Source organism: Pseudoalteromonas ulvae UL12, assembly GCF_014925405.1.
GTDB classification, from domain to species: domain Bacteria; phylum Pseudomonadota; class Gammaproteobacteria; order Enterobacterales; family Alteromonadaceae; genus Pseudoalteromonas; species Pseudoalteromonas ulvae.
This window is the reverse complement of the sequence record NZ_AQHJ01000023.1, coordinates 539487-563547: the sequence shown is the minus strand read 5'-3', so window position 1 is coordinate 563547 and position 24061 is coordinate 539487. Positions and strand designations below refer to the sequence as shown.

The window sequence follows — 24061 nt, the reverse complement described above, 5'->3', positions numbered from 1 at the left end:
GATAATGACTCAAAATACAGCTGTGTTTACCAATGTAGGTGAGCGAACCAATGTCACCGGTTCGGCCAAATTTAAACGTTTAATCATGGAAGAAAACTATGAAGAAGCGTTAAGTGTTGCCAGAGAGCAAGTTGAAAGTGGCGCTCAAGTCATCGATATCAACATGGATGAAGCCATGTTGGACTCAAAAGCCGCGATGGTGAAATTTTTAAACTTAATCGCCTCCGAGCCAGATATTTCTCGGGTGCCGATTATGGTCGATTCATCCAAGTGGGAAGTCATCGAGGCGGGTTTAAAGTGCATTCAAGGCAAGGCGATTGTTAATTCAATTTCTTTAAAAGAAGGTGAAGAGCCGTTTATTCGCCAAGCAAAAATCATTAAACGCTTTGGTGCGGCTGCCGTGGTGATGGCGTTTGATGAAACAGGCCAAGCCGAAACACAAGACCGCAAGTTTGACATCTGTCAGCGCTCTTATCGGATTTTGGTTGAGCAACTGGGTTTTCCACCAGAAGACATTATTTTTGATCCGAATATTTTCGCAGTTGCTACCGGGATTGAAGAGCACGATAATTATGCGGTTGAGTTTATCGAAGGAACGCGACGCATTAAAGCAGGCTTGCCACATTGTAAGGTCTCAGGTGGTGTTTCGAATGTGTCGTTCTCTTTTCGAGGCAATAATCCGGTTCGTGAAGCGATTCATTCTGTCTTTTTATATCACGCCATTAAGGCAGGCATGGATATGGGGATTGTCAATGCAGGCCAGTTGGCTGTGTATGATGATATTCCAGAAGAGCTGCGCATTGCTGTTGAAGATGTGGTCCTCAATAAAGATGCCGGCGCAGGTGAGCGTTTAGTCGAACTCGCACCTAAATATTCGGGGATGGCGCAAGCCGAGCGCGTTGAAGACTTAGAATGGCGCACTTGGCCTGTCGCTAAGCGTTTAGAACACGCTTTAGTCAAAGGCATTACTGATTTCATCGAAGCCGACACCGAAGAGTGTCGTTTGAGCTTTGAACGCCCAATTGAGGTGATCGAAGGGCCTCTCATGGACGGCATGAATGTTGTCGGTGACTTGTTTGGTGAAGGCAAAATGTTTTTACCACAGGTGGTTAAATCTGCACGAGTGATGAAACGAGCGGTGGCTTATTTGAATCCGTTTATTGATGCACTCAAAGAAGAAGGTGCCACCAACGGTAAAATTGTTATGGCGACCGTAAAAGGTGATGTCCATGATATTGGTAAGAACATTGTAGGTGTGGTGCTGCAGTGTAATAACTACGACGTGGTTGATTTGGGGGTGATGGTGCCCGCTGAGAAAATTTTGCAAACGGCGATAGATGAAAAAGCCGATGCAATCGGTTTGTCTGGCCTTATCACACCGTCATTGGATGAGATGGTGCATGTTGCCAAAGAAATGACGCGTCGAGGTTTTACGATCCCATTGTTAATTGGTGGTGCAACGACTTCCAAAGCGCATACTGCCGTTAAGATTGAGCCACAGTATGATAAAGGCGTGGTCTATGTGAACAACGCCAGCCGCGCTGTGGGCGTGGTCTCGTCTTTGTTGAGCGATACGTTAAAGCCAGCCTTTTTAGAGAGAACCAAAAAAGAATATGAGGTTGTCCGAGATCAGCAAGCGCGAAAGCGTCCACGCTCTAAAGCGGTGTCATTAACACGAGCTCGCGAAAATGCCGCGCAGCTTGATTGGCAAAATTACACGCCACCTGTGCCTAAAAAGCTTGGGGTGACAGAGTTTAAAGATGTCTCGATAGCGACGTTACGTCAGTACATCGATTGGACTCCTTATTTTATGACGTGGTCGATAGCAGGAAAGTATCCTCGTATCTTGCAGGATGAAATCGTTGGTGAGCAAGCTCAGAGTTTATTTGCCGATGCCAATGCGATGTTAGATGAGCTTGAGCGTTCAGGTAGCTTACAGCCGTTAGGCGTGATTGGTTTATTCCCTGCTAATCGAGTCGGTGATGATATTGAAATCTATACCGACGAAACACGCACTGACGTTTTGGCTCTGTCGTGTCATTTACGCCAACAGACCGAGAAATCAGATTTTGCCAATTATTGTTTGGCCGATTATATCGCGCCAAAAGGTGTAGCAGATTATTTTGGTGCATTTGCGGTCACGGGTGGGTTAGAGGAAGATGATTTAGCCGAAGCCTTTGATAAACAGCACGATGATTACAATAAGATAATGGTCAAAGCGGTCGCTGATCGTTTAGCTGAAGCGTTTGCAGAGTATCTTCATCAGCAAGTTCGCAAAGAGTACTGGGGTTATGCCCCTGATGAGACACTTTCAAATGAAGAGCTGATCCGTGAAAACTACCAAGGGATCCGCCCTGCACCGGGTTACCCAGCTTGTCCTGAACACACAGAGAAAAAGAAAATCTGGCAGTTACTCGATACTGAGCAACGAATTGGTATGCAACTGACGAGTTCCTATGCTATGTGGCCAGGTGCTGCTGTTTCGGGTTGGTATTTCTCGCACCCAGAAGCAAAATATTACGCAGTCGCGGCCATTCAAAAAGATCAAGTAGAAGATTATGCTAAGCGCACAAATATGACGCTGACAGAAGCCGAACGTTGGTTATCGCCTAACTTAGGTTATGAACCAGAAAGTTAAGAGTATTTAAAAAGCGAATGAGGAAAAGCCAGTTATAAATACTGGCTTTTTTATGCAAAATCACCAGCCAATGGACGATAAATCCGGATTTAAATCAATTTAAACGTTTTATTTGGTCGTAATTATGTTAATTTTTGGTACTCAAAATGTAACCGCAAGGATGTATCTAAGGTTTTGTATATGTCTAAATTATGTGTATTACTGCTATTAATTAGTTGTGGTTTACAGGCTGCCAACGAAGTGGTGGTGGATATCCTAAAAAGTGAAAATTTCACTAGCCGTTATAACGAAATCCTCAATGGTCGTTCAGCACTGGCTGTCGAAGAATTCACGCCTCTTTCTGCAGGTTCACACCTTGAAATAGTCGAGATGATTCTATTACAACAAGCCCTTTATTTAGGGGGGGAAACTCGCCCTGTGAAGTTTAAAGGCACAGAATCTCATAATCTCAATGAATATACGGATTTAATCAGTGGTGATGTTTTAACCTTAGGGCGCACCTTATGGTTTGAAGATACGATCGACTTTTTAGGCTCGCTCTATGTCAGCGAGGCAGTGATCCCGTATGGGCAATATGAAGCGGGATTTTATGTCGCAAAAGATAATTTAGCGGCACAAAGCATGACCATTGCTGATCTTCATAAATTAAAAGTAGTCGCCAATCCGCGTTGGAAAGCCGATTGGCGCGCGCTTAAAAGTACCCCTGTGATCATTAACAACTTTATTGGTCCATGGGAAAATATGCTGGCTATGGTCGATGCAAAAATTGTCGATGCCATGCTGGTTAATTTTAGTGTGAGCCCTGACTTAATATTACGTTTTTCCGGAAAAGAATTTGTACCCATCCCAAACTTAAAAGTGATGCTACCTGATTCAAGACATTTTGTTGTGAGTAAGCAGCATCCGGAAGGTAAAGTGATATTTGAAGCACTTGAAAAAGGGTTAGTTGAGCTTAATAAGCAAGGTAAAATTGAGCGCTTTTATCAACAAGCTGGCTTTATAAATTCGCAAGTTAAAGAGTGGCAGTTAGTCAATCAAGCGATGGTGGTTGTCGATGACTAAATCATCTTTAATACTCCTCGCAGTGATCGCAGGTAATAGTCTTGTTGCGCACAGTGCTCTGGCTCAGATTACTGAACAACCATCAGAGGCGATAGATGCAAAGGTTACCTCAATTAAAGCTAAGAATGTGCTTGAAGGACAAACGAGTAACAAACTTGAGGCCTCGCTGGCAAAGTTAAAATCATTGATAGCGGATGATTATGATTTCATGATGCTGACAGCGCTCGATGATGTGAAAGCTAATTTGCAAGCGACACCAAGTTTAGCGATTGAGCTTGAGGCATTGTTGCTTGAAGCAAAAATTAAGCAGTATTTTGGCGCGTTCTCTGAGGCTTTATTATTAAATGCGCAGGCGTTAGATATTGGCGAACAATTACAAGACCCGATACTTTTAGCGCATGTTTATAGTGCATATGGCCAATTACATTTAGAGCTAGAGAAAACTCGCTTAGCAAACCAATTTTATGATTTAGGCTTGCAGGCTATAGGTGAAAACAACCCTGCGTACCGTGCACATATTTTAGTCTTAAAAGGGCAGCTTCATGTTTTTAATGGCAGTTACCGCCAAGCCATTTTGCTGTATCAGCAGGCTGAAACTTTACTGACAGCTGATTCGATCACGCAAATAGAATTGCAGCTCGCTTATTCACAAGCCGCCTTAAAATTAGGGCGCCCAGAGGATGCGCGTGAGGCACTTGAAAAGCTCACTCCAACATTTGTAGCTGTGTTTTCTTCGGAACAAATGCTTAAGTATCAGTTGTTAAAAGCGCAAACTTATTTACAGCAGGGGGAATTTCAACAGGCCATAGAGATTGCGCTTGAGCAGCTAAGTATTACCTATAACTCGCGTTTTTTAACCATTCAAGCGCAGTTACAAAAATTATTAGCCGATGCTTATTTACAGCTCGGAGAAATGCGAGAGGCGTATATTTTTTTAAATCGTTATCATTTAACGGTTGTTGCCCTTGATGAACAAAAGCGAAACAACAAAGTGCTGCAACTTGAGGCGCAGCTCAACACCCGTTTGCAACAACAGCAAATACGTTTGCTTGAGCAAGAAAATACACTGCACGCCACGCAAATACAACAGCAGCATTTACAGCAGCAACAGCAACAAAAAGAGCATGAGCAGACAAAAAAGAAGTGGGGCTTTTTTGCAGTTCTTTTTATGGTATTTGTTTGGATTCTATATCGCCGCTTTATTACCCAGCAATACTTAGCCAGATTGAAATCAGAAGTGACAAAACAAACACTCGAGTTAGCCCAAAAAAACAAAGAGCTCGAACAGCTCAGTTATAGCGACAGTCTGACAGGGCTTCATAATCGACACTATTTTACGAATATCATTGAAGATGAGATAGCCTTAGTCGAGCGAGCGTTTTCATCAACTAAGGCTAGCGACGCATATGGACTATCGTTTGCGCTAATCGATATTGATTATTTTAAGCATATCAATGATCGCTTTGGACATGGCGCAGGAGATAGCGTGCTTAAACAGTTTTCGACGATTTTAAAAACCGTGATCCGAGAAGGTGATTTTGTTATTCGCTGGGGCGGTGAAGAGTTCTTGATTGTGTTTCGCCATGCATTGCGTGATGACGTACCTGCAATTGTTGAGCGTTTAAGGACAAGGGTAGCGCATTATCCGTTTGACTTAGAGCAGAACAAGCCTTTGCAAATCAGTTGTTCAATTGGTCTTGCGACCTTTCCGTTTAACAAACAAAATGTCACCGCTTTTAGTTGGCAACAAGTACTCGAATTAGCCGATTTAGCCTTGTATGGTGCGAAAAAAAGTGGCCGCAACGCGTGGATTGCGTTGGACTATCAAGCTCAAAGCCAATTAAGTTCAGAGCAATTAATTAAACAAGGATTAGCGCAAGCTGTGGCCTCAAAAGCCATCTCGGTGCAATCAAACTTAACGCAGCCATTGCAATTTTAAAACAGAAGGCTGTGCCTTCTGTTTTAAATAGTCATGCTCTAGGGTCTGTTGACCTTTGCGGATTAAAATTCGTTCAAACTAGGAGCGATTTAATCGCGGCGTGAGGTTTGTAACCTAGCGGGCTAAGTCAAAACCGAGCAACAAAGAGTAAATCGCTCCTGGGCAGAACCCGAAGGGCAGCGCCTGTTTGGCATTGATGCTGCGTTATCACCTATTTATGGGGAACAACCACACCACATAGCTGCTGCCTTGCCTAAATACCAAACAGACTGCTGCAAATTTAACCCTGAAAGATCAACAACCCCTAATCTACATAGAATTTTTGTTGGAATTTTAATGTGTGTTGTTGACGACCTTGTTTCAAGTCGATATTAAAGCGGTAAATTTCTTCATTGGTAAACTTAATTGGTGCAATATAATAAACCGCATCCCCTTCAACGACTTCTTTAAAATCCAAGCTGACCGTGTTACCGAGTAAATTTCTGGCTTGGCCAACAATCTCGACCTGTTGGGCTGGCTTGTCTTTATGGCGGCTATCTAATACGGAAATATTGATAACACCGCTATATTTACTGCGCTCAAGGCCATAATGTTTGGCAATATTCGGCTGTAAAAAAGTCGAAGGGAAGGCAATGTAATGCACCTCCCAATCACCAAGCTGTTTATATTGTCCGCCATCATCATTAGCGAATACAGTGCCACTTAACAATAGCGCAAAAACAGTGAAAATACGGGCGATCATAACGTTTCCTTTGAGAGAGCATTTATGTTGTTTAAAACTAAAACTGTGTGCTTAGCCTCATTGTTTCTGAAGCTAAACACGCAAGTTTCATATTTAACGAAACAAATCCATAAATAGAATTTGTAAAAACTGTAAAGCCACAATGAGTACTAAAATCGATAAATCTAAACCACCTAATGGCGGTAATATTTTACGAATTGGACGAAGCATAGGCTCAGTTAACTGATGAAAAACTGCTTCTATAGGATTGTGGCCTTGGCTCACCCAGCTTAAGATTGCTCTGATGATGAGCACCCAAAACACTAAATTAAGCGCTTCTTTAAACAGTGTAATTACGCCTCCTACTAACGCATTGACTGGATCCCAGCCGTTAAAAAATAACAGCATGACGGTACTGATTTTGGCAAATGCGATGATGAACGCGAGCACTAAAGAGGCTAAATCGAAGCCACCAAAACCAGGAATAATTTTACGCAAAGGGTTCACTAATGGGGAGGTCGCTTTAATGACAAATTGGCTCAGCGGGTTATAAAAATCCGCTTTAGCTAATTGCAGCCAAAAGCGCAGCAGTACGACCATTAAAAATAGGTCAAACGCTATTTCAATTAAAAATTTAAATGCATTCATCGTAAGTCCTTAAAGTTCTTGTTCCATTTGCAGGGCGCGAGCAATACAGGCATCCATCGCATCACTGACTGTATTTTCTAAACCTTGCTGTTGGAGGTGTGCAATGGCTGCGGCTGTGGTGCCCCCTTTTGAGGTGACATTATTGCGCAGTTCATTAATTTCAATCTGTTGATCTTCAACCATCATTGCAGCGCCCATGGCTGTTTGCTGGACTAACTGACGCGCTTGCTCAGGACTAAAACCCAGCGCTTTCGCTTTTGATTCTATGGCTTCCATAAATAGGAAGAAATAGGCAGGTGACGAACCAGTGACAGCAATAATGTCATTAATTTGTGATTCTTTCTCAAGCCACATTGCAATGCCAGTGGCGCTAAAAATCTCTGTAATGGTGGCGTTTTCTTGCTCGTTTGTACCAGCGGCAAACAATCCTGATACGCCTTTACCGAGTAATGAAGGTGTGTTTGGCATGCAGCGAACAAGCTTGACGTCTTGGCGTAACATTTCACGTAAACGAGCAACTGTGATACCGGCAGCGACAGAGACGAACACTTTGTCGCTCAAATCAATGCCAGAATCAGCAAATGTTTGGCATAAATCGGCCATCATCTGTGGTTTCACAGACAGCACAATAATATCAGCTTGCGCAAGGGCGATTAAATTATCGGTTTGTGTTTGTACGCCAAAGTCATTGGCTACTTTGTCGAGTTTGCTTTGGTTGCGGTTGGTTGCAATGATGTGTGCGGCACTAAAACCACTGTTGATCATGCCACCAATAATGGCATAACTCATATTTCCAGTACCAATGAATGCAACTGTTGCTTGAGACATACGAAACCTTTTTAATGTTGTTGAGTCGGGTAATCACGGGCACCAAAAATATCAGTACCAATGCGAACCATGGTTGAACCAGCAGTAATCGCCGCTTCGACATCACCACTCATCCCCATAGATAAAGTATCCATAGAAGGATATTGGGTTTTAAGTGTATCAAAACAAGCCCTTAATTGGCTAAAGCTTGCGATGAGTTCTGCTTCATTATCCGTTTGAGCTGGGATAGTCATTAAACCTCTTAGAGTTAATTGACGAGATTGTGCAATAAACTCAGCTAATTCAGATACTTCTTCAACAGGGCAGCCTGATTTCGCTGCATCGTTAGAGATATTAACTTGGATGAGCACATTGAGAGGCAACAAATTATTGGGTCGTTGTTTATTGAGTCTGTCAGCGATTTTTATCCGTTCGACACTTTGTACCCATGAGAAGTTTTCTGCGATGGGCTTGGTTTTATTCGATTGAATAGGCCCAATAAAATGCCACTCAATATCTCTATGTGGGAGCTGTTTTATTTTATCGACGGCTTCTTGCACGTATGACTCACCAAATTTTCGGTGTCCAGCTTCATAAGCATCTATGATTAATTGAACTGGCTTGGTTTTGCTAACAGCAAGCAAGCTCACACTTTGCGCTGGTTTTTGTGCTTTTTTCTCTGCAAGCGCAATTCTTGCGTAGGCGGATTTAAGTCGTTCTGCTATTGTAACCATATAATTATCAGATAGTTGTGGAGTTATACTCATGGATATTACCGAATTACTCGCCTTTAGTGTTCAGCACAAGGCGTCCGATTTACATTTATCATCTGGGGTATCACCTATGATACGTGTTGATGGTGATGTAAGACGCATTAATATTCCTGTGCTTGAAGCTAAAGATGTCAACGGTTTGGTGTATGACATTATGAATGATAAACAGCGCAAAGAATACGAAGAAAATTTAGAATGCGACTTTTCATTTGAAGTGCCAAATTTAGCGCGTTTTCGTGTGAATGCGTTTAACTCCAATCGCGGTCCAGCTGCGGTGTTTCGTACCATCCCAAGTGAGGTGTTAACCTTAGATGACTTAGGTGCCCCTGACATTTTCAAAACGATTTCAGATAACCCACGTGGTTTAGTGTTAGTGACGGGGCCGACCGGTTCGGGTAAGTCGACTACGCTCGCGGCGATGGTTGACTACATTAATGCCAACAAGCACCACCATATTTTAACCATTGAAGATCCAATTGAATTTGTACACCAAAATAAACTGAGCCTAATCAATCAGCGTGAAGTGCATCGTGATACTAAAAGCTTTAGTAATGCACTCAGAAGCGCATTACGTGAAGATCCCGATGTTATCTTGGTTGGTGAGCTACGTGATTTAGAAACCATCCGATTAGCGATGACAGCGGCAGAAACGGGTCACTTAGTGTTTGGTACTTTGCATACGACCTCAGCCCCAAAAACCATCGACCGTATTATTGACGTTTTCCCTGGTGAAGAAAAAGATATGGTGCGTTCAATGTTGTCTGAATCACTGCGCGCGGTTATTTCGCAAACGCTGTTAAAGAAGATTACGGGTGGCCGAATTGCTGCGCACGAAATTATGATTGGTGTTCCTGCTATTCGTAACTTAATCCGTGAAGATAAAATTGCCCAAATGTATTCGTCTATTCAGACTGGTGCATCTCATGGTATGCAAACGATGGATCAGTGTTTATTGAATCTACTAAACCGCGGCATTATTAGTCAAGCACAAGCACAGGCCAAAGCTCATGATAAAGGAGCATTTGGTGGCATGGGCACAATGTAAGAGAAGAATATGAGTACTTTAAATGGCTATTTAAGCCAAATGATCAACCGAAGCGCCTCTGATTTATTTGTATCTACCTTTATGCCTGTCAGTGCAAAAATAAATGGTGAATTAACCCATTTAGATGATCATGATTTAACAGAAGAAGAAGCGTTGTCGCTAGTTGAATCAGCGATGTCGGAGAAGCAAAAAAAAGAATTCCACGACTCAAAAGAATGTAACTTTGCGATAGCCACAGATCAAGGGCGTTTTCGTATTTCTGCATTTTGGCAGCGTGATAAAGCTGGGATGGTTATTCGTCGGATTGTGAGCACCATTCCTGATGTGAACGATTTAGGCCTTCCGCCAGTGTTGACCGATGTGATTATGGCCAAACGAGGGTTAGTCTTGTTTGTGGGGGGGACGGGCACCGGTAAATCAACTTCACTTGCAGCGTTAATTGGCTACCGTAATCGTAATCAACGTGGGCATATTTTAACGATTGAAGATCCAATCGAGTTTGTACATGAACATCAAAAAAGTATTGTCACGCAGCGGGAAGTTGGGCTTGATACAGATAGTTTTGAGTCAGCTTTGAAGAGTTCGTTACGTCAAGCGCCAGATGTTATCTTAATTGGTGAGATTCGCTCACAAGAAACAATGGAATACGCCTTGAGTTTTGCTGAGACGGGTCATTTATGTGTGGCCACACTTCACGCAAATAACGCCAACCAAGCGATTGACCGGATTATGCACCTGGTCCCAAAAGAAAAACATGATAAATTAAAATATGATCTTGCGCTTAATTTACGTGCAATTGTGGCGCAGCAATTGATTCCGACAGCCGATGGTAATGGGCGAGTGGCGGCAATTGAGGTGCTGCTGAATTCTCCGATGGTTGCTGAGCTGATTAAGAAAGGCGACATTGGTGGGATTAAAGAAACTATGTCGAAATCACGAGAAATGGGCATGCAAACCTTTGATCAGGCCTTATTTGATCATTATCAGCGCCACCGTATCAATTATGCCGATGCCTTACATCATGCTGACTCGCCAAATGATCTCCGGTTGATGATAAAACTACGAAATAATGAACAGCAAGGGGCTGGCTTTTTACAAGGCGTGACCATTGATGGGTTAGGCGGCGATGAGAGCAACTAATCTTTGTTTATAATAAAAAATGCAGCTTAGGCTGCATTTTTTATTGGTTATGTGTGATAAGTCGCTCTTAGCAGATTAGATTATTGCCCAGGTTCACAGGCTCATCAGTTCGCTAATTTTCAGGGTGGTGGTTATAATCTTCATAGTTGTATTGATTAGGTTGTAAGTTTGAAAACGTATTCTAGTTTATTTTTGATATTTATTACGTGTGTGCTGAGCGTTTCGGGCTTTGCAAAAGAACCATCGCTCAGTAATCAAACGGTCATGTTGTATTTACGTGATGATGTTTATGATGACTATATGACGTTCTTAGCTGGGCGCGATCCTCTTGAAATTACCAGTTTTATAGGACCAAAAATTCGTCGAGATGTGGTCGATATGATTATTGCGCAGCAGGCGTTAAAATTGGGCGGCTACACAAAAAAATTCACATATAAAGTAGGGAAAGTTAACTTTCGAAATACTAAGCTAATTGAACAAGGGGAACTTTTAATTAGTTTTGATAGCTATTGGCTGTCAGATGCAAAGCTGTTAGAAAATGATGTCTTCATTTCGGATGCAGTGATCCGCAGGGGGGAGTATTTTGCTGGAATATACGCAAACCCAGACCATCAAGCGGTATTTAACGTTCAATCTTTGACTGATTTACATACGATGACATCGGTTTCTACACCACGTTGGAGTACTGACTGGACGACATTAAAAAGTTTAAACCTCAAAGAATTGTTTGTAGAAGATGAATGGTTAAGTCAAATCCGCATGGTCCATTTAAAGTGGGCTGATTTTATGTTGATGCCTTTTATGCCAGCATTAAATAATCATTATAAGTTAGGAAATGTTGATTTAATGGCCGTGCCGAACTTAGCCATTGTACTTGATGATAGTCGGCACTTTGTTGTGAGCCGAAATCATCCAGAAGGTCCCGATGTATTTAAGGCACTGCAACTTGGGCTGAAGCAATTACGGCTTCAGGGACGAATTAAAAAAGCGTATTTCGAAGCAGGGTTTATTCCAGATTTAAGCACCACAAAGGTGCTTAATCAGGCGCTTATCAAACCACATTAATTACCGTAACTGTTTTCAAAATAACTCTCTAAAATAATTTGGGCTGATTTACTATCAACATTTCCTTTAGAGAGTTTTTTATACCCACCACTGGCAAATAATTGTGCCTTGGCATCTGCAGTTGTTAAGCGCTCGTCTTGCGTTTCGACAACTAATCCAGTTTTGTTATGAAGGCGATTGGCAAATTTTTTGGCTTGAAACGTTACTTCTTGATTGGTGCCATCCATATTGAGCGGTAGTCCAACCACAAGTAAGTCAGGTTGCCACTGTTCTACAACATGTAAAATATCATCCCAATTTGGGATGCCATCTTTGGCGGGGACGGCTTTAACCGGAGAGGCTGAGCCTGTAATTTCTTGGCCAACAGCAATGCCTATGCTGCGAGTACCAAAGTCGAAACCCAATATTGTGCGTTCACCTATCGGCGTTGATGGCTTTTTTGCCATAAAAAATACCTATTTATATATGTAGTTATGCGTGGCCGACTTGATGGCTCAACATGGCCAAGTCAATGCCTAACATTTCGATGGCTTTTTCCCAGCGCAAATGTGCCGGAGTATTAAAAATAATCTCAGGATCGGCTTGAATCGTGAGCCAAGCATTTTGTTGTAACTCAGACTCAAGTTGGCCTGCACTCCAACCAGCGTAACCCAGTGTCACTAAAAAGTTATCGGGAGATTGTGAGGTCGTTAAGCTCGCTAATACATCTTTCGATGTGGTGATCATGATTTGTTCACTTAAAGCGGAGCTGGTGGCGAATCCGTATTTTGTACTATGTAAAACAAACCCTCGCTCGGTATCAACAGGCCCGCCAGCAAAGACTAAGCTTTGTGATGACTCGGTTGATTTGTCGTTTTCTATATCCACTTTATCGAGTAATTGACCGATGGTGAAATCGGTGGGGTGATTAATAACTAACCCCATAGCACCCTCATTATTGTGCTCGCAAATATAGGTAACCGTTTGCTTAAAACTCGGATCAAGCATGGTGGGCATTGCGATTAAAAAATGATTTTCTAATGATTGCATCCGGTTTCTCCTTATTTTAAGCAATAAAGCTTAAGCTAACTTTTCTTCAATGGCATCAAATAAAATGCCGGTAATGGAGATATCATAAGCCGCTTGAATTTCTCTTACACAAGTTGGAGCGGTGACATTTATTTCTGTCAGTTTGTCGCCTATCACATCTAAGCCGACAAAAATCAGCCCTTTTTCTTTGAGTATAGGTGCAATTGCATTGGCAATCTTAAAATCTGATTCACTTAAAGGACGAGCTTCGCCTCGACCACCTGCCGCAAGGTTACCTCGGGTTTCACCGCCTTGTGGAATACGCGCTAGGCAATAAGGAATGACTTCACCATTGACTACTAAAATACGTTTATCCCCATCTTTAATGGCAGGAATATAATTTTGAACCATCGTAAAACGGCTACCGTGCTCGGTGAGGGTCTCGCAGATCACACCTATGTTTGGATCGTCTTGTTTAACCCGAAAAATAGACGCGCCGCCCATGCCATCTAGAGGCTTAATGATAATGTCTTGATGTTCAGCAAGAAAGGCACGAATTTGATCTTTATTTCGTGTCACTAAAGTATCGGGAGTATGTTCACTAAACCAGGCTGTATAGAGCTTTTCGTTGGCGTCACGTAAACTTTGCGGTTTATTAATTATCAGTGTTCCTGCTTGTTCCGCTCGTTCCAATATATATGTGGCATAAATATATTCGGTATCAAATGGCGGATCTTTTCGCATTAAAATGACATCTAAATCAGCGAGTTTGACGGTTTGCTTTTCTTCCAGCTCATACCAATGAGCGGGATCATTAAAGACTGTCGCGATTGAAGTCGTGGCGTAGGCTTCACCTTGACGTAAAAAGAGATCATCCATTTCCATATAATGAATTTCATAGCCTCGATTTTGCGCTTCTTCCATCATGGCAAAACCAGTATCTTTTTTGATGTTAAAACCTGAAATTGGATCTGAAATTATGCCGAGCTTAATGGCCATGTGGGTATCCTTTTTAATCTTCTATTTTTCATATATGGGGATGATTGAGCAAAAACCAATTTATTGTTTATTAGGCTAAATCACCAAACTGCAACTGCAATGCACTTAAGACCGTCAAAGCTGCAGTTTCCGTTCGTAAAACTCGAGGACCTAAGCGAATATCGATAAAACCGCTGTTTTTAGTTGCCAGCATTTCTGCATCGGTAAACCCACCTTCAGGCCCAACAACAAATCTTAAGCCTTCAGTTGGGGCGGGAATAGTTTTGATGCTGTGCTCAGCTCTTGGATGTAAGGTGAGCTTGAGTTCATTGCTTGATTGGCTTAGCCATTGCTCAAGTTTTATGGGTGGATGAATGGTTGTGACCACGTTTCGACCTGATTGCTCAGCGGCTGCAATCGCTATTTTTTGCCACTGCTGATGCTTTTTCTCTAACCGTTCACCAGAGAGTTTGACTCCACAGCGTTCAGTAAATAATGGTGTGATTTCGGTGACGCCTAGTTCGACAGATTTCTGAATCGTGAAATCCATTTTATCACCCCGAGAGACACCTTGGCCTAAGTGGATTTTTAATGGGGATTCAACATCTTTATCTGTAAAGCTGAGTATTTTCACGCTGACATGTTTTTTTGAGACCTCATGAAGTTCGCCAAGATATTCTCCCCCTTGACCATTGAAAATGCTCACTTGCTCACCAACGGACATGCGCAAAACTCGGCCAATATGACCGGCAGCATCATCATCGAGATTGATAATTTGATTGAGTGCGATATCGCCTGGTTGATAGATATGAGGTATGCGCATGAAGTGCCCTTTTTACGAATAGATACAACTGAATGTCATGCCACTATGGTATGAAAGGGAATGGGCCTTGGCAACGAAAAGCCGCAATTGGTAGGCTTTATTTTTTTAAAAGTGTTTTTAGATAACATCAATGTGCTAATTTGATGGCTGAACACAAGGAGAAAGCATGGCTATTATTTTAGACGTTGCCAATTTAACCCGTACATTTGGCCAATTAACGGCGGTTGATGGCGTGAGTTTTTCAGTTGAGCAGGGAAGTTGTTTTGGTTTACTAGGGCCAAATGGAGCAGGTAAAACAACAACCATTGAGATGTTAGAGGGAATTGTTAAACCTTCAAGTGGGGAGATTTTGTATCAAGGATCGCCTATCAATGACACTATTTATCAACAATTGGGTATTCAGTTTCAACATACTGCGATCCAAGATCATTTAACAGTGCATGAAACCCTAAAAATGTTTGCCGCTTTTTATGAACGTACAGTACCGCTTGAGCAGTTAATTGGCTTGTGCCAACTCGAGGATTTTTTAAAGCAAGATCATCGCAAGTTATCTGGAGGTCAGAAACAGCGACTTTTATTGGCGCTGGCGCTAATTAATGATCCACAACTGATTTTTTTAGATGAACCAACGACCGGATTGGATCCGCATAGTCGTCGGCTGTTTTGGGATTTAGTCAATCAAATTAAAGCGCAAGGAAAAACAATCATTTTGACCACCCATTATATGGATGAAGCTGAATATTTATGTGATGAAATTGCCATTATGGATAAAGGTCAAATTATTGCTAAAGATACACCTGATAATTTACTCAAACAGCATTTTAGTGGCGCGCTGATTAAGCTCAATGCGGATGCTTTAAAGAGTCTATCAGGAAGTATGCCTTTTGATTATCAGCAAGTGGCCGATAAAGTGTTAATTCAAAGTACTGATATTCAACAGACATTGCTGCAACTCATGGAACAAGGAGTTTCTTTACAAGGGTTACAGGTCAAGTCAGCCAATTTAGATGATTTGTTTTTAAAACTAACCGGACATGGACTGAACAACAAAGAGGGACTTGAGCATGTTTAAGCGTTTTTATGCCGTATTTAAGGCGCGAAATTATGAGTTTTTTCGCGATAGAGCGGCACTAGGTTGGAATGTGATGTTCCCGGTGTTATTGCTTGTTGGTTTTGCGTTTATTTTCTCTGGTTCTGGAAAGACGCTCTATAAAATTGGCATTGTTGGAGAGGATCACCAGCAAGTATTGACGCAAATTAAGCACATTGAATTTGTTTCTTATCAAGATCCTGCTCTTGCACAAAATAAGCTCAGACAGCATAAGCTGGATTTGCTGGTTGATTTTAACAATCAGCAATATTGGGTTAATCAATCTTCTGCGAATGGTTATATTGCACAAAAATTGTTATTGAGTGTCGAGCCTCACTTTGAACAGCAGGTCATTAACGGCCGAGAAATACGTTATTTAGATTGGGTTGTGCCTGGGATTTTAGGCATGAATATGATGTTTTCTTGTTTATTTGGTATTGGGTATGTGATTGTTCGTTATCGTAAAAACTCAGTGCTAAAACGCTTACACGCAACCCCTTTACGGCCTATTGAATTCTTAACCGCTCAGGTTTGCTCGCGTTTGTTTATCGTATTGACGTTAAGCAGTGTGATTTTTATTGGCTGTGATTGGATGTTCGACTTTTATATGGTCGGCAGTTACATCGATTTATTTATCATCGCTGGGCTTGGCGCTTTTTCATTAATTTCACTCGGGTTACTCGTGGCAGCTCGTTCTGAATCGGAGGAATTTACCGGTGGTTTATTAAATCTGACATCTTGGCCGATGATGATGCTCTCAGGTGTGTGGTTTTCTCTTGAGGGTAGCCCTGAATTTATTCAGCACATCGCGCAAGTGTTTCCGTTAACCCATTTGCTAGAAGCTGCGCGTGAAGTGATGTTAGAGGGTGCAAGCTTGTGGCAAGTTAAGCAGCATATCTTGGCGTTACTCTTTATGAGTTTTGCTTTTTTAACTCTTGGCTCTTGGCTTTTCCGTTGGCAAGGACAAGCGAGGTAAATAGTTTTTATCAAGGGAAAGCGCTGACGCTCTCCCTTGTTTTATCTTACTAATTTTGTGGGTTCGATTTGAAATAATTTACTGAGTTCACCAAGTTGATCAATAAAAGTAATATGTGATTGTGTTTGATTGAGCGCTTCGCAGGTAAAAATTTGCTGGGAAAGGTCACTTTTGATTAAAAATACCTGTTTATGCAAAGAAGTAATTAGTTGTTTTGTCTCGTTAGGTTGTTGTTGGTAATAATCAGCAAATAGATATAAGCCATCGATATGATGATAGGTTGAAACATATTGTTTTAGCTCTGCAACTGAAATCTCACTGTTGAAATCACAATAGGTATAATCTTCAATCAAGTGGTCGTACATCATTCGGAGTAAATGTCGTGTATTGTTACCAGCAACAACTAGTTTGCTGTTTGTGTTCGTTAAACTCATTGTAAAACGGCGTGTTACTGCAGGAATGTGGTCAATTATTAGAAAGGTTTTTCTATTGAGTTGCATGATACTGTCCTTAGTATGTTCAACAATGGCGAAACTTTACACTGCTTAAACTTTTAGAGCGTTAACTCAAGTTAATTTGGATCAGACTATTTATGGATAAATACCAACTCTTGCTCAGTAGCGTGGCTGAAAACTTTAATTTATCTATGCAAACCTATCAGCCAGGCCAAGCACTCTTTAATCAAGGAGACTTTGAGCCTCGTTTGTTTTGGATTAAAAAAGGACTCGTGAAACTGGTTTTCTTTCAACCAGACGGTAAGGAATTTGTTAAAGCATTTTTATCTGAAAATGATTTATCAGGCAGCTTAATGAGTGTGGTGTTTGCTCAGCCATCACCTTATTCATGTATTAGTATGGAGGCGTCTGATGTGGTGGCGATTCCTTATGAAAAAATTAAGTTATGGGTCAAAGATTACCCTGAATTAAGAGATGTTGAGCTAGCATTTATGCAGCAGTTAACAGCGCGAAAAGAAGATCGCGAATATCAATTCTTGTGCCTCACACCAGAGCAACGTTACTTACGCTTTATAGAGCAGTACCCGCAAATTTTTTCACGCATTAGTCAGGCAGAATTGGCTAAGTTTTTAGGCATTACGCCAGTTGCCTTGAGCAGAATAAAATCGAGAAACAAACTAGCGACACTTACTTAATTCAGTCAGAACAATATTTTACCGAGTGTTTTTATTCTATGGTCTAAACTCAATGAAACTAGGCGTTCATTAAGAAAAGGATAAAAGCATGACTCCTGTTCAAGTGGAATTAGTTCAATCGAGTTGGGAAAAAGTGGTTCCTATCGCCAAGCAAGCTGCCGATCTCTTTTATGGGCGCTTATTTGAACTCAATCCACAGCTAAAGCGTTTGTTTAAGGATGATATCGACGAGCAAGGCAAAAAATTAATGCAGATTTTAACTACGGTTGTACGTGGTTTAAAGCAATTTGATCGTTTAGAAATGGCGGTGTGGCAGCTCGGAAGACGTCATCAAGTGTATCGCATCGCCCCTGAGGATTTTAATACTGTTGCAGAAGCACTGCTCTGGACACTCGAGCAAGGATTACAAAGGGCATTTACGCCTGATGTTAAACAGGCGTGGGTTGAAGCCTATACGATTGTTGCAAGTGTGATGCAAGCAGGTATGAGCTATGACTATGCCAATTTTGATAAGTGGAAAGCGGCGCAATCTATGGATTGAAAATAGCGATAAGCACTAGGCCAATCGCTAAATAAATTGCCAGTTCGATACTTGCTACGCCGATATTATCTTGTTGATCAATTTCTGATTCAGTATCGACCTTAGGCAGTGCCAGTCGGGTGAAAAGTGCACTGCTCATTTGCTGAAATAAAATAAATACAGCGCTATAAAAAAGTGCGGTGAGAATGTTATCGACTATGGCTCCTGCAAGATAAGGCATAAAAGACAATGCGGCATAAATGGCCATACAAACAGATAAAGTCTGGCTACTATATTTAAGACCCAGCGCAGTATTGTCAAAACTTAGGTATTCTTGCAGTGAGCTGCCTTGATTGGCTTTGGCAAATAAATATTCTTGCCACCTACTGTGTAAAAATAAGAACAGTTGGATGACTGCAAAGGTGAGTGAGACAATGATTAACCCATCAACACTTTGCGTGTGTGACCATTTATACAAGCCTAAGATGATTAAGGCATTACCAAGTAAGGCGCTTGATTCAACCAAGGCTGCAGATACATTTCGTTTTAAGATTTCTTGTTCTTCGTTAAATCGGCTAAGTACCCATTTATTATGAATTTGTTTACCTGCATAACTAAAGCATATGGCGAGGCTAATTAAGATCCCAGCATAGATTAAATCAGCTTGAATATCGGTAAAATTTAAGTGGCGGATTAAATAACCAACGATCAGAGTGAGAGTAAAAATACGCGCTGCATAGCTGATCCCAACAGCAAAATTATCTTTTTGAGATAACTCTTTGACTAAGCCTATTTCACTTTTTTGATTGGCGCGATACCTTAGAAACAAAATCACGATAAAAGTAATTAAAAAAGTCACAGTTAATGCAATTAATGCTTGTTGCAACAGGGCGTTATAAGTCATAGTCAATATCGTTATCTCATTCAAGTGTGCAGGAATATTCCCAACGAATTTTGGAATATAGTGAAGTATAACCAACAAAATTTAAAGTTTATATTTAAGATTCAGCTAGGACGTCTACATGAAATTATCGCCTTCACTCTTACAGCTTGGTCAGCTTCGTTTTGAAACTTTGTACTCAGGGCTGCAGGTTGACGATAGAATTGTGGCCCTGTTGGCGCTCAGTGATTTTGCATTTAATGTCTTGAGTAGTCAGCCAAATCTTAAATCGTGGTTACTTGATACCGAGCAATTAAATAGCCGAGATATCTTACCTGTGTTTGATAACGATGTTGCACTTGTCGATGAGCGGGAATGCTTTTCACGTTTACGTCAGTACCGCCAGCAATATTGGCTAAAAGTGGCATTTTTGGATTTAGTGAATCGAAATGAAATTGCCGATAGCATTGCTTACATTTCTAAATTATCTGATCAACTCATTCACGATGCCTATTTATGGGCGTACGAGCAAGTAGCTAAGAGCTGCGGTAAACCACTTGATAAGTTAGGCAACCCTTTGCCTATGTTGATTTTAGGTATGGGTAAGCTCGGTGGCTGTGAGTTGAATTACTCATCAGATATAGATCTTATTTTTAGTTACCCATACCAAACAGATACCCAAGGTGGACGCAAAGCGGTTGAAGCGTCAGTCTTTTATAATAAAGTTGCACAAAAATTAATAGCAGCCTTGAATCAAGTGACCCCAGATGGTCAAGTGTTTCGCGTCGATATGCGGCTACGCCCTTTTGGCGATAGCGGCCCGTTAGTAATGAGCTTCACTGCGATTGAGGAGTATTATCAAGAGCAAGGTCGCGATTGGGAGCGATACGCGATGCTCAAAGCGCGCTTAATTGGTCAAGAGAATCAATATTGGTCAGAGTTTTATTCCTTGCTGAAACCTTTTGTGTACCGCCGGTACATTGACTTTTCAGTGATTGAGTCGTTACGAAAAATGAAATCGTTAATCGCCCAAGAAGTACGTCGCAAAGGCCTAGTGGATAATATTAAGCTTGGCTCTGGCGGGATCCGCGAGGTTGAGTTTGTTGTTCAAGCATTTCAGATGATCCGCGGTGGGCGCGAAGCAGGTTTGCAAACTCAATCTTTGCTAACCGCTTTGGCGCAATTGGTCTCTTTGGGAGAGGTCGATAGCCAGCATGCAAAACAGCTCGAAGATGCGTATTTATTTTTACGCAAAATAGAGCAGTATTTACAAATTTTTGATAATGCTCAAACACAAACCTTACCCAGTGATGAGCTAAATCAGCAGCGGTTATGTGCACTTTTATTTGTGGATGATTACCAACAAGTTCGCACCCTAATTGCCCAACAAATGGCCAATGTGCATCAAGAGTTCCGTTTAGTGGTTGGTGAAGAGAAAGAGCAAGATAACCCACAGCTGATTACATTTGAAAGTGTTTGGGAGCAAGGTGATTTTGAATCATTAAAACTGGCATGGTCAGAGGATGATTATCAGCTCTGGCAGTCCCAGTTAATGACATTTAAAGATCAAATGAATAAAAAACGTATTGGCTCTCGGGGCCGAGACATCATGGACAAGTTATTGCCAGTGATGTTGCAGCATATCACGGCGCAAACCTCTGAAGTGAATGTGCTTAAATTGACTTTAGCTGTCATTGAACAGGTTGCATCACGCACCGCCTACCTAGAGCTCTTGTATGAAAATCAAGGGGCGCTCAAACAACTGATAAAATTATGCAGCCACAGCCAATGGATTGGCGAACACATTGCACGTTATCCAATTTTACTTGATGAATTAATCGATCCGGCCATTTTATATCGACCTCTATCGCTTGGGGCGTATCAACGTGAAATTCGCCAATACTTTTTGCGTATCGAGCCGGATGATCTTGAGTTACAAATGGAAGCATTAAGGCAGTTCAAGCAAACGCATCAATTACGTATTGCTGCAGCAGATGCAACTCATGTCATTGATATTATGAAAGTGAGTGATCATCTCACCGCCTTGGCTGAAGCGATTGTCGAGCAAAGTGTTCAAATTGCCTGGCAACAGATGGTGGTGCGTTTTGGCTATCCACAAGGTACTGATGAGCAAAATAAAGGGTTTGCTGTCATAGCTTATGGTAAAGCGGGTGGGTTTGAATTGGGGTATGACTCTGATCTTGATTTAGTGTTTGTACATAATAGTGATGCTACTTCAGTTACTACAGGGCCGAAACAAATAGATTCACGTCAGTTTTACTTAAAACTAGCTCAACGGTTAATGCATTTATTCAATACGCGCACTAGCTCAGGCATGCTGTATGAGCTTGACCCAAGGCTGCGTCCTGAAGGCGCATCAGGGTTATTGGCCATCAACATCGATACATTTGGACTTTATCAAAATGAACAAGCGTGGACCTGGGAGCACCAGGCGCTCGTTCGAGCCAGAATGATTTATGGCCAAGTAAGCTTGCAGCAGCGCTTTGCTGATATTCGTCATCAAGTCTTATCTCTCAATCGCGATGTTGATGAGTTGAAAGTACAAGTGAGAGAAATGCGTGAAAAAATGCGTGCACATTTAGCGAAAGGGGATCAGCAGTTTTTTGACTTAAAACAAGATGTTGGCGGGATGGCTGATATTGAATTTATTGCTCAGTTTTGTGTGTTGGCCAATGCACATCAGCTGGCTGAAATGACGACATGGTCGGATAATATTCGTATTTTTACTGTTGCCAGTGAGCTCGGAATTATGGAACAGCAGCAGGCGACACAATTGATTGCTGCATATTGCTTTTATCGTGAGCAGTATCATGTATTGAGTTTGCGTCAAGAAAGTAAATTAATTTTGACTGAGGCAGTGACTGAGCACCGCAAACATGTCAGTGCCGTTTGGCAGCAATTATTACTTTAATTGATGTTCATTGAATTGGGGTAAATGGCGTGTTTTAAAACGCTGCTAGGTTAGGCAGCCTTTTAATTTAATCTCATTTTTACCTAAGCTATTTACGAAAATACTGATTAATGAACCTGAGCTTAGGTTCATTAATATGCTTTGGCTAATATGCAGTTATCGCGGACAAATTGTGACGGTTTTTCAGTGATAACTGCCGTACGTTGCTTGTGGCAAAAGTAAGCTTTCACTTCAAATTCAAAGTCACTATCAATTGCTTTACCTAGCTGGTAAAGAGTTGCAACAAAGTTATCTTCAACGCGAAAGTTATGCTTCACAATGTAGTCTTTGTGTAAATACCACAAAAACTCAATACCTTCTTCATCAGCATACTGTTTCATAATGGTTTTAAGTGTCTCACCTTCAACAAAACGACGGCTTTTGACTTCGCCTCGCCATTTGGTTGTTGACGGCTTAACCGACTTACTGCGTTGCTGTAGTGCCGAATTTATATCTGTGCTTGGCATATCTAATTCAATGACGTATTCATCTTCATTGGACGAGCGCTCTGCGGCTGCACGAATATTGGCATAAAACTGTGATAAACCATCTGCGGCGGCATTTGTTTTATCGTTTTTTTTATAAACAGGTCCATCACCTAATAAAAAATAAGCGGCGGCCGCAATTAATATAAAAGCCAGTGATAAGTGCTTAATCCAAAACCACATAGTGAATCTCTTTTAATCAAAACAATTTATCTTAAACAGTTTTTAGGTTTTGATCTATAGGCAAATGTATGAATAAAGGGGCAAGTGGTTGGTTTAGCAAGCACAAGCAGAACGGTGCTCACTAAACAAATGCTTATTTATAGAATGATGGGCTTTTGGGGTTGGGGCGCGTTTTAAAACGACGGTGCAACCACATGTATTGTTCTGGTGCATTGAGCACGGCAGTTTCAATCGCTTGGTTGACAAGGGTCACATCCTGTTTGTCATCACCACTTGGGAAGTCACGAGGCATAGGAACAATTTCTAAGTAGTATTGACCACTATCATCACGCTTACTCATAAAGCTAACGGTTTCACAATATTGGCTAGAGGCAAATAATATGGTTCCGGTTGTGGTGGCTGCATCTTGGACCGCAAAAAAAGGCACAAATTCAGCGCGCTTTCGGCCATAATCCTGATCTGGTAAATAGTAACAGAGCTTAGTGTCTTTCAGTGCTTTGAGCAGGCCCTTCACATCCCGTTTACCGATTAAGTACTCATTGGAGCGCAGTCGCCCGCGAGTCATTAAAAATTCCATTAGTGCATTGTTGTGTGGACGATAAAAGCCAATTCCTTGCTGCGTGATCCCCATCATTCTCCCTGCCATTTCTAGGTGCAGCATGTGTGGAACAAGCAATAAAACCCCTTTGCCTGTTTTTTGGATGGTCTCGATATGCTCAAATCCTTTGATCCCACCAAAGTGGCGACGTACACGCCATTGTGGCCACCACCAGGCCATACCAGATTCAAAAATAGCGATCCCCGTTTGTTGCATATTTTTCAGTACTAACTGGGCTTGTTGATCGGCTGGCATGTCAGGAAAACACAGTTGAATATTGACTTGGGCAATTTTTTTGCGTTTTTTAGCAAAGCGATGAACTAGTAAACCGATAGCTTTACCAAGTTGTATTTGTATAAAAAATGGTAACCAAGATAGGGCATATAAGATCAGTACGCCTAACCAAGTCGGCCAGTATTTAGGGCCTAAAAATGCGAGTTTGAAAGGAGGATTCTTAACCACAAAACATGCTCATCAATAAAAAGGAAGGGTATCTTAGCGGATTTTCAGTAAAAATAAAAAAACCAAGCGATAGCTTGGCTTTTTTATTTTAAATCAGGG

Annotated in this window: 23 protein-coding genes; 11 read left to right on the top strand and 12 right to left on the bottom strand. The window is 41.5% G+C overall.

The window, feature by feature from the left end:
- The first annotated feature begins 4 nt into the window (after window positions 1–4).
- The 3 genes from metH to PULV_RS06065 all read left to right on the top strand — a co-directional run bounded on the left by metH (window position 5) and on the right by PULV_RS06065 (window position 5639).
- Window positions 5–2638, top strand: a complete 2634-nt coding sequence (metH, locus tag PULV_RS06075; protein WP_193331164.1) for a methionine synthase — start codon at window positions 5–7, stop codon at window positions 2636–2638.
- A 180-nt stretch (window positions 2639–2818) separates the two neighbouring features.
- Window positions 2819–3700, top strand: a complete 882-nt coding sequence (locus PULV_RS06070; RefSeq protein WP_086742438.1) for a type 2 periplasmic-binding domain-containing protein — start codon at window positions 2819–2821, stop codon at window positions 3698–3700.
- Entirely contained in the window at window positions 3693–5639 is a 1947-nt protein-coding gene (locus PULV_RS06065; protein WP_193331163.1) for a sensor domain-containing diguanylate cyclase, read from the top strand. Before PULV_RS06070 ends, PULV_RS06065 begins: the two co-directional genes overlap by 8 nt.
- A gap of 304 nt (window positions 5640–5943) precedes the next feature.
- On the opposite strand, the gene PULV_RS06060 is transcribed toward PULV_RS06065, so the two are convergent.
- From PULV_RS06060 to PULV_RS06045, 4 genes are all read right to left on the bottom strand, one after another.
- Entirely contained in the window at window positions 5944–6381 is a 438-nt protein-coding gene (locus PULV_RS06060; RefSeq protein ID WP_086742440.1) for a DUF4426 domain-containing protein, read from the bottom strand.
- A gap of 93 nt (window positions 6382–6474) precedes the next feature.
- Window positions 6475–7008: a YggT family protein gene (locus PULV_RS06055; protein ID WP_193331162.1), complete on the bottom strand. Its 534-nt coding sequence runs from the start codon at window positions 7006–7008 to the stop codon at window positions 6475–6477.
- Window positions 7009–7017: 9 nt separating this feature from the next.
- Window positions 7018–7836: a pyrroline-5-carboxylate reductase gene (proC, locus tag PULV_RS06050; protein WP_086742442.1), complete on the bottom strand. Its 819-nt coding sequence runs from the start codon at window positions 7834–7836 to the stop codon at window positions 7018–7020.
- An 11-nt stretch (window positions 7837–7847) separates the two neighbouring features.
- Complete coding sequence (locus PULV_RS06045) at window positions 7848–8576, bottom strand: YggS family pyridoxal phosphate-dependent enzyme (RefSeq protein ID WP_193331267.1); 729 nt, start codon at window positions 8574–8576, stop codon at window positions 7848–7850.
- Between the two features lie 4 nt (window positions 8577–8580).
- Between PULV_RS06045 and PULV_RS06040 the strand changes: the two genes are divergently transcribed.
- From PULV_RS06040 to PULV_RS06030, 3 genes are all read left to right on the top strand, one after another.
- Window positions 8581–9633, top strand: a complete 1053-nt coding sequence (locus tag PULV_RS06040) for a type IV pilus twitching motility protein PilT (RefSeq protein WP_086742443.1) — start codon at window positions 8581–8583, stop codon at window positions 9631–9633.
- A gap of 9 nt (window positions 9634–9642) precedes the next feature.
- Window positions 9643–10773: a PilT/PilU family type 4a pilus ATPase gene (locus PULV_RS06035; RefSeq protein WP_086742444.1), complete on the top strand. Its 1131-nt coding sequence runs from the start codon at window positions 9643–9645 to the stop codon at window positions 10771–10773.
- A gap of 168 nt (window positions 10774–10941) precedes the next feature.
- Window positions 10942–11838, top strand: a complete 897-nt coding sequence (locus tag PULV_RS06030; protein ID WP_227009362.1) for a hypothetical protein — start codon at window positions 10942–10944, stop codon at window positions 11836–11838.
- Here the strand turns inward: PULV_RS06030 and ruvX are convergent.
- The 4 genes from ruvX to rsmE form a co-directional block, all read right to left on the bottom strand.
- Window positions 11835–12284 carry a Holliday junction resolvase RuvX gene (gene ruvX / locus PULV_RS06025; protein WP_086742445.1) on the bottom strand — a complete coding sequence of 150 codons (450 nt, stop codon included), beginning with the start codon at window positions 12282–12284 and terminating at the stop codon, window positions 11835–11837. The two genes, PULV_RS06030 and ruvX, sit on opposite strands and share 4 nt — an antisense overlap.
- 25 nt (window positions 12285–12309) lie before the next feature.
- On the bottom strand, window positions 12310–12867 hold the full coding sequence (locus PULV_RS06020) for a YqgE/AlgH family protein (protein ID WP_086742446.1): 558 nt from the start codon (window positions 12865–12867) through the stop codon (window positions 12310–12312).
- 30 nt (window positions 12868–12897) lie between these two features.
- Window positions 12898–13845 carry a glutathione synthase gene (gene gshB, locus PULV_RS06015; RefSeq protein ID WP_193331161.1) on the bottom strand — a complete coding sequence of 316 codons (948 nt, stop codon included), beginning with the start codon at window positions 13843–13845 and terminating at the stop codon, window positions 12898–12900.
- Window positions 13846–13915: 70 nt separating this feature from the next.
- Entirely contained in the window at window positions 13916–14647 is a 732-nt protein-coding gene (rsmE, locus tag PULV_RS06010) for a 16S rRNA (uracil(1498)-N(3))-methyltransferase (protein WP_193331160.1), read from the bottom strand.
- Window positions 14648–14813: 166 nt separating this feature from the next.
- On the opposite strand from rsmE, the gene PULV_RS06005 reads away from it, so the two are divergent.
- Window positions 14814–15719 carry an ABC transporter ATP-binding protein gene (locus PULV_RS06005; protein ID WP_193331159.1) on the top strand — a complete coding sequence of 302 codons (906 nt, stop codon included), beginning with the start codon at window positions 14814–14816 and terminating at the stop codon, window positions 15717–15719.
- The gene (locus PULV_RS06000; RefSeq protein WP_193331158.1) at window positions 15712–16713 is read left to right on the top strand and encodes an ABC transporter permease; all 1002 of its coding nucleotides are present in this window, start codon (window positions 15712–15714) and stop codon (window positions 16711–16713) included. Before PULV_RS06005 ends, PULV_RS06000 begins: the two co-directional genes overlap by 8 nt.
- A gap of 41 nt (window positions 16714–16754) precedes the next feature.
- On the opposite strand, the gene PULV_RS05995 is transcribed toward PULV_RS06000, so the two are convergent.
- Entirely contained in the window at window positions 16755–17213 is a 459-nt protein-coding gene (locus tag PULV_RS05995) for a hypothetical protein (protein ID WP_086742451.1), read from the bottom strand.
- Between the two features lie 92 nt (window positions 17214–17305).
- Here PULV_RS05995 and PULV_RS05990 point away from each other — a divergent pair, with 92 nt between their 5' ends.
- Window positions 17306–17863, top strand: a complete 558-nt coding sequence (locus PULV_RS05990) for a Crp/Fnr family transcriptional regulator (RefSeq protein WP_193331157.1) — start codon at window positions 17306–17308, stop codon at window positions 17861–17863.
- Window positions 17864–17951: 88 nt separating this feature from the next.
- A complete protein-coding gene (locus tag PULV_RS05985; protein WP_193331156.1) occupies window positions 17952–18404 on the top strand; it encodes a globin family protein in 453 nt (150 codons plus the stop codon).
- Here PULV_RS05985 and PULV_RS05980 read toward each other — a convergent pair.
- Window positions 18394–19287 carry a DUF350 domain-containing protein gene (locus PULV_RS05980; RefSeq protein ID WP_193331155.1) on the bottom strand — a complete coding sequence of 298 codons (894 nt, stop codon included), beginning with the start codon at window positions 19285–19287 and terminating at the stop codon, window positions 18394–18396. The two genes, PULV_RS05985 and PULV_RS05980, sit on opposite strands and share 11 nt — an antisense overlap.
- Window positions 19288–19405: 118 nt before the next feature.
- On the opposite strand from PULV_RS05980, the gene glnE reads away from it, so the two are divergent.
- On the top strand, window positions 19406–22195 hold the full coding sequence (gene glnE, locus PULV_RS05975; RefSeq protein ID WP_193331154.1) for a bifunctional [glutamate--ammonia ligase]-adenylyl-L-tyrosine phosphorylase/[glutamate--ammonia-ligase] adenylyltransferase: 2790 nt from the start codon (window positions 19406–19408) through the stop codon (window positions 22193–22195).
- Window positions 22196–22326: 131 nt separating this feature from the next.
- On the opposite strand, the gene PULV_RS05970 is transcribed toward glnE, so the two are convergent.
- Window positions 22327–22902: a TcpQ domain-containing protein gene (locus PULV_RS05970; protein WP_086742456.1), complete on the bottom strand. Its 576-nt coding sequence runs from the start codon at window positions 22900–22902 to the stop codon at window positions 22327–22329.
- 133 nt (window positions 22903–23035) lie between these two features.
- Entirely contained in the window at window positions 23036–23962 is a 927-nt protein-coding gene (gene lpxL, locus PULV_RS05965) for an LpxL/LpxP family Kdo(2)-lipid IV(A) lauroyl/palmitoleoyl acyltransferase (RefSeq protein WP_193331153.1), read from the bottom strand.
- Window positions 23963–24061 lie beyond the last annotated feature (99 nt).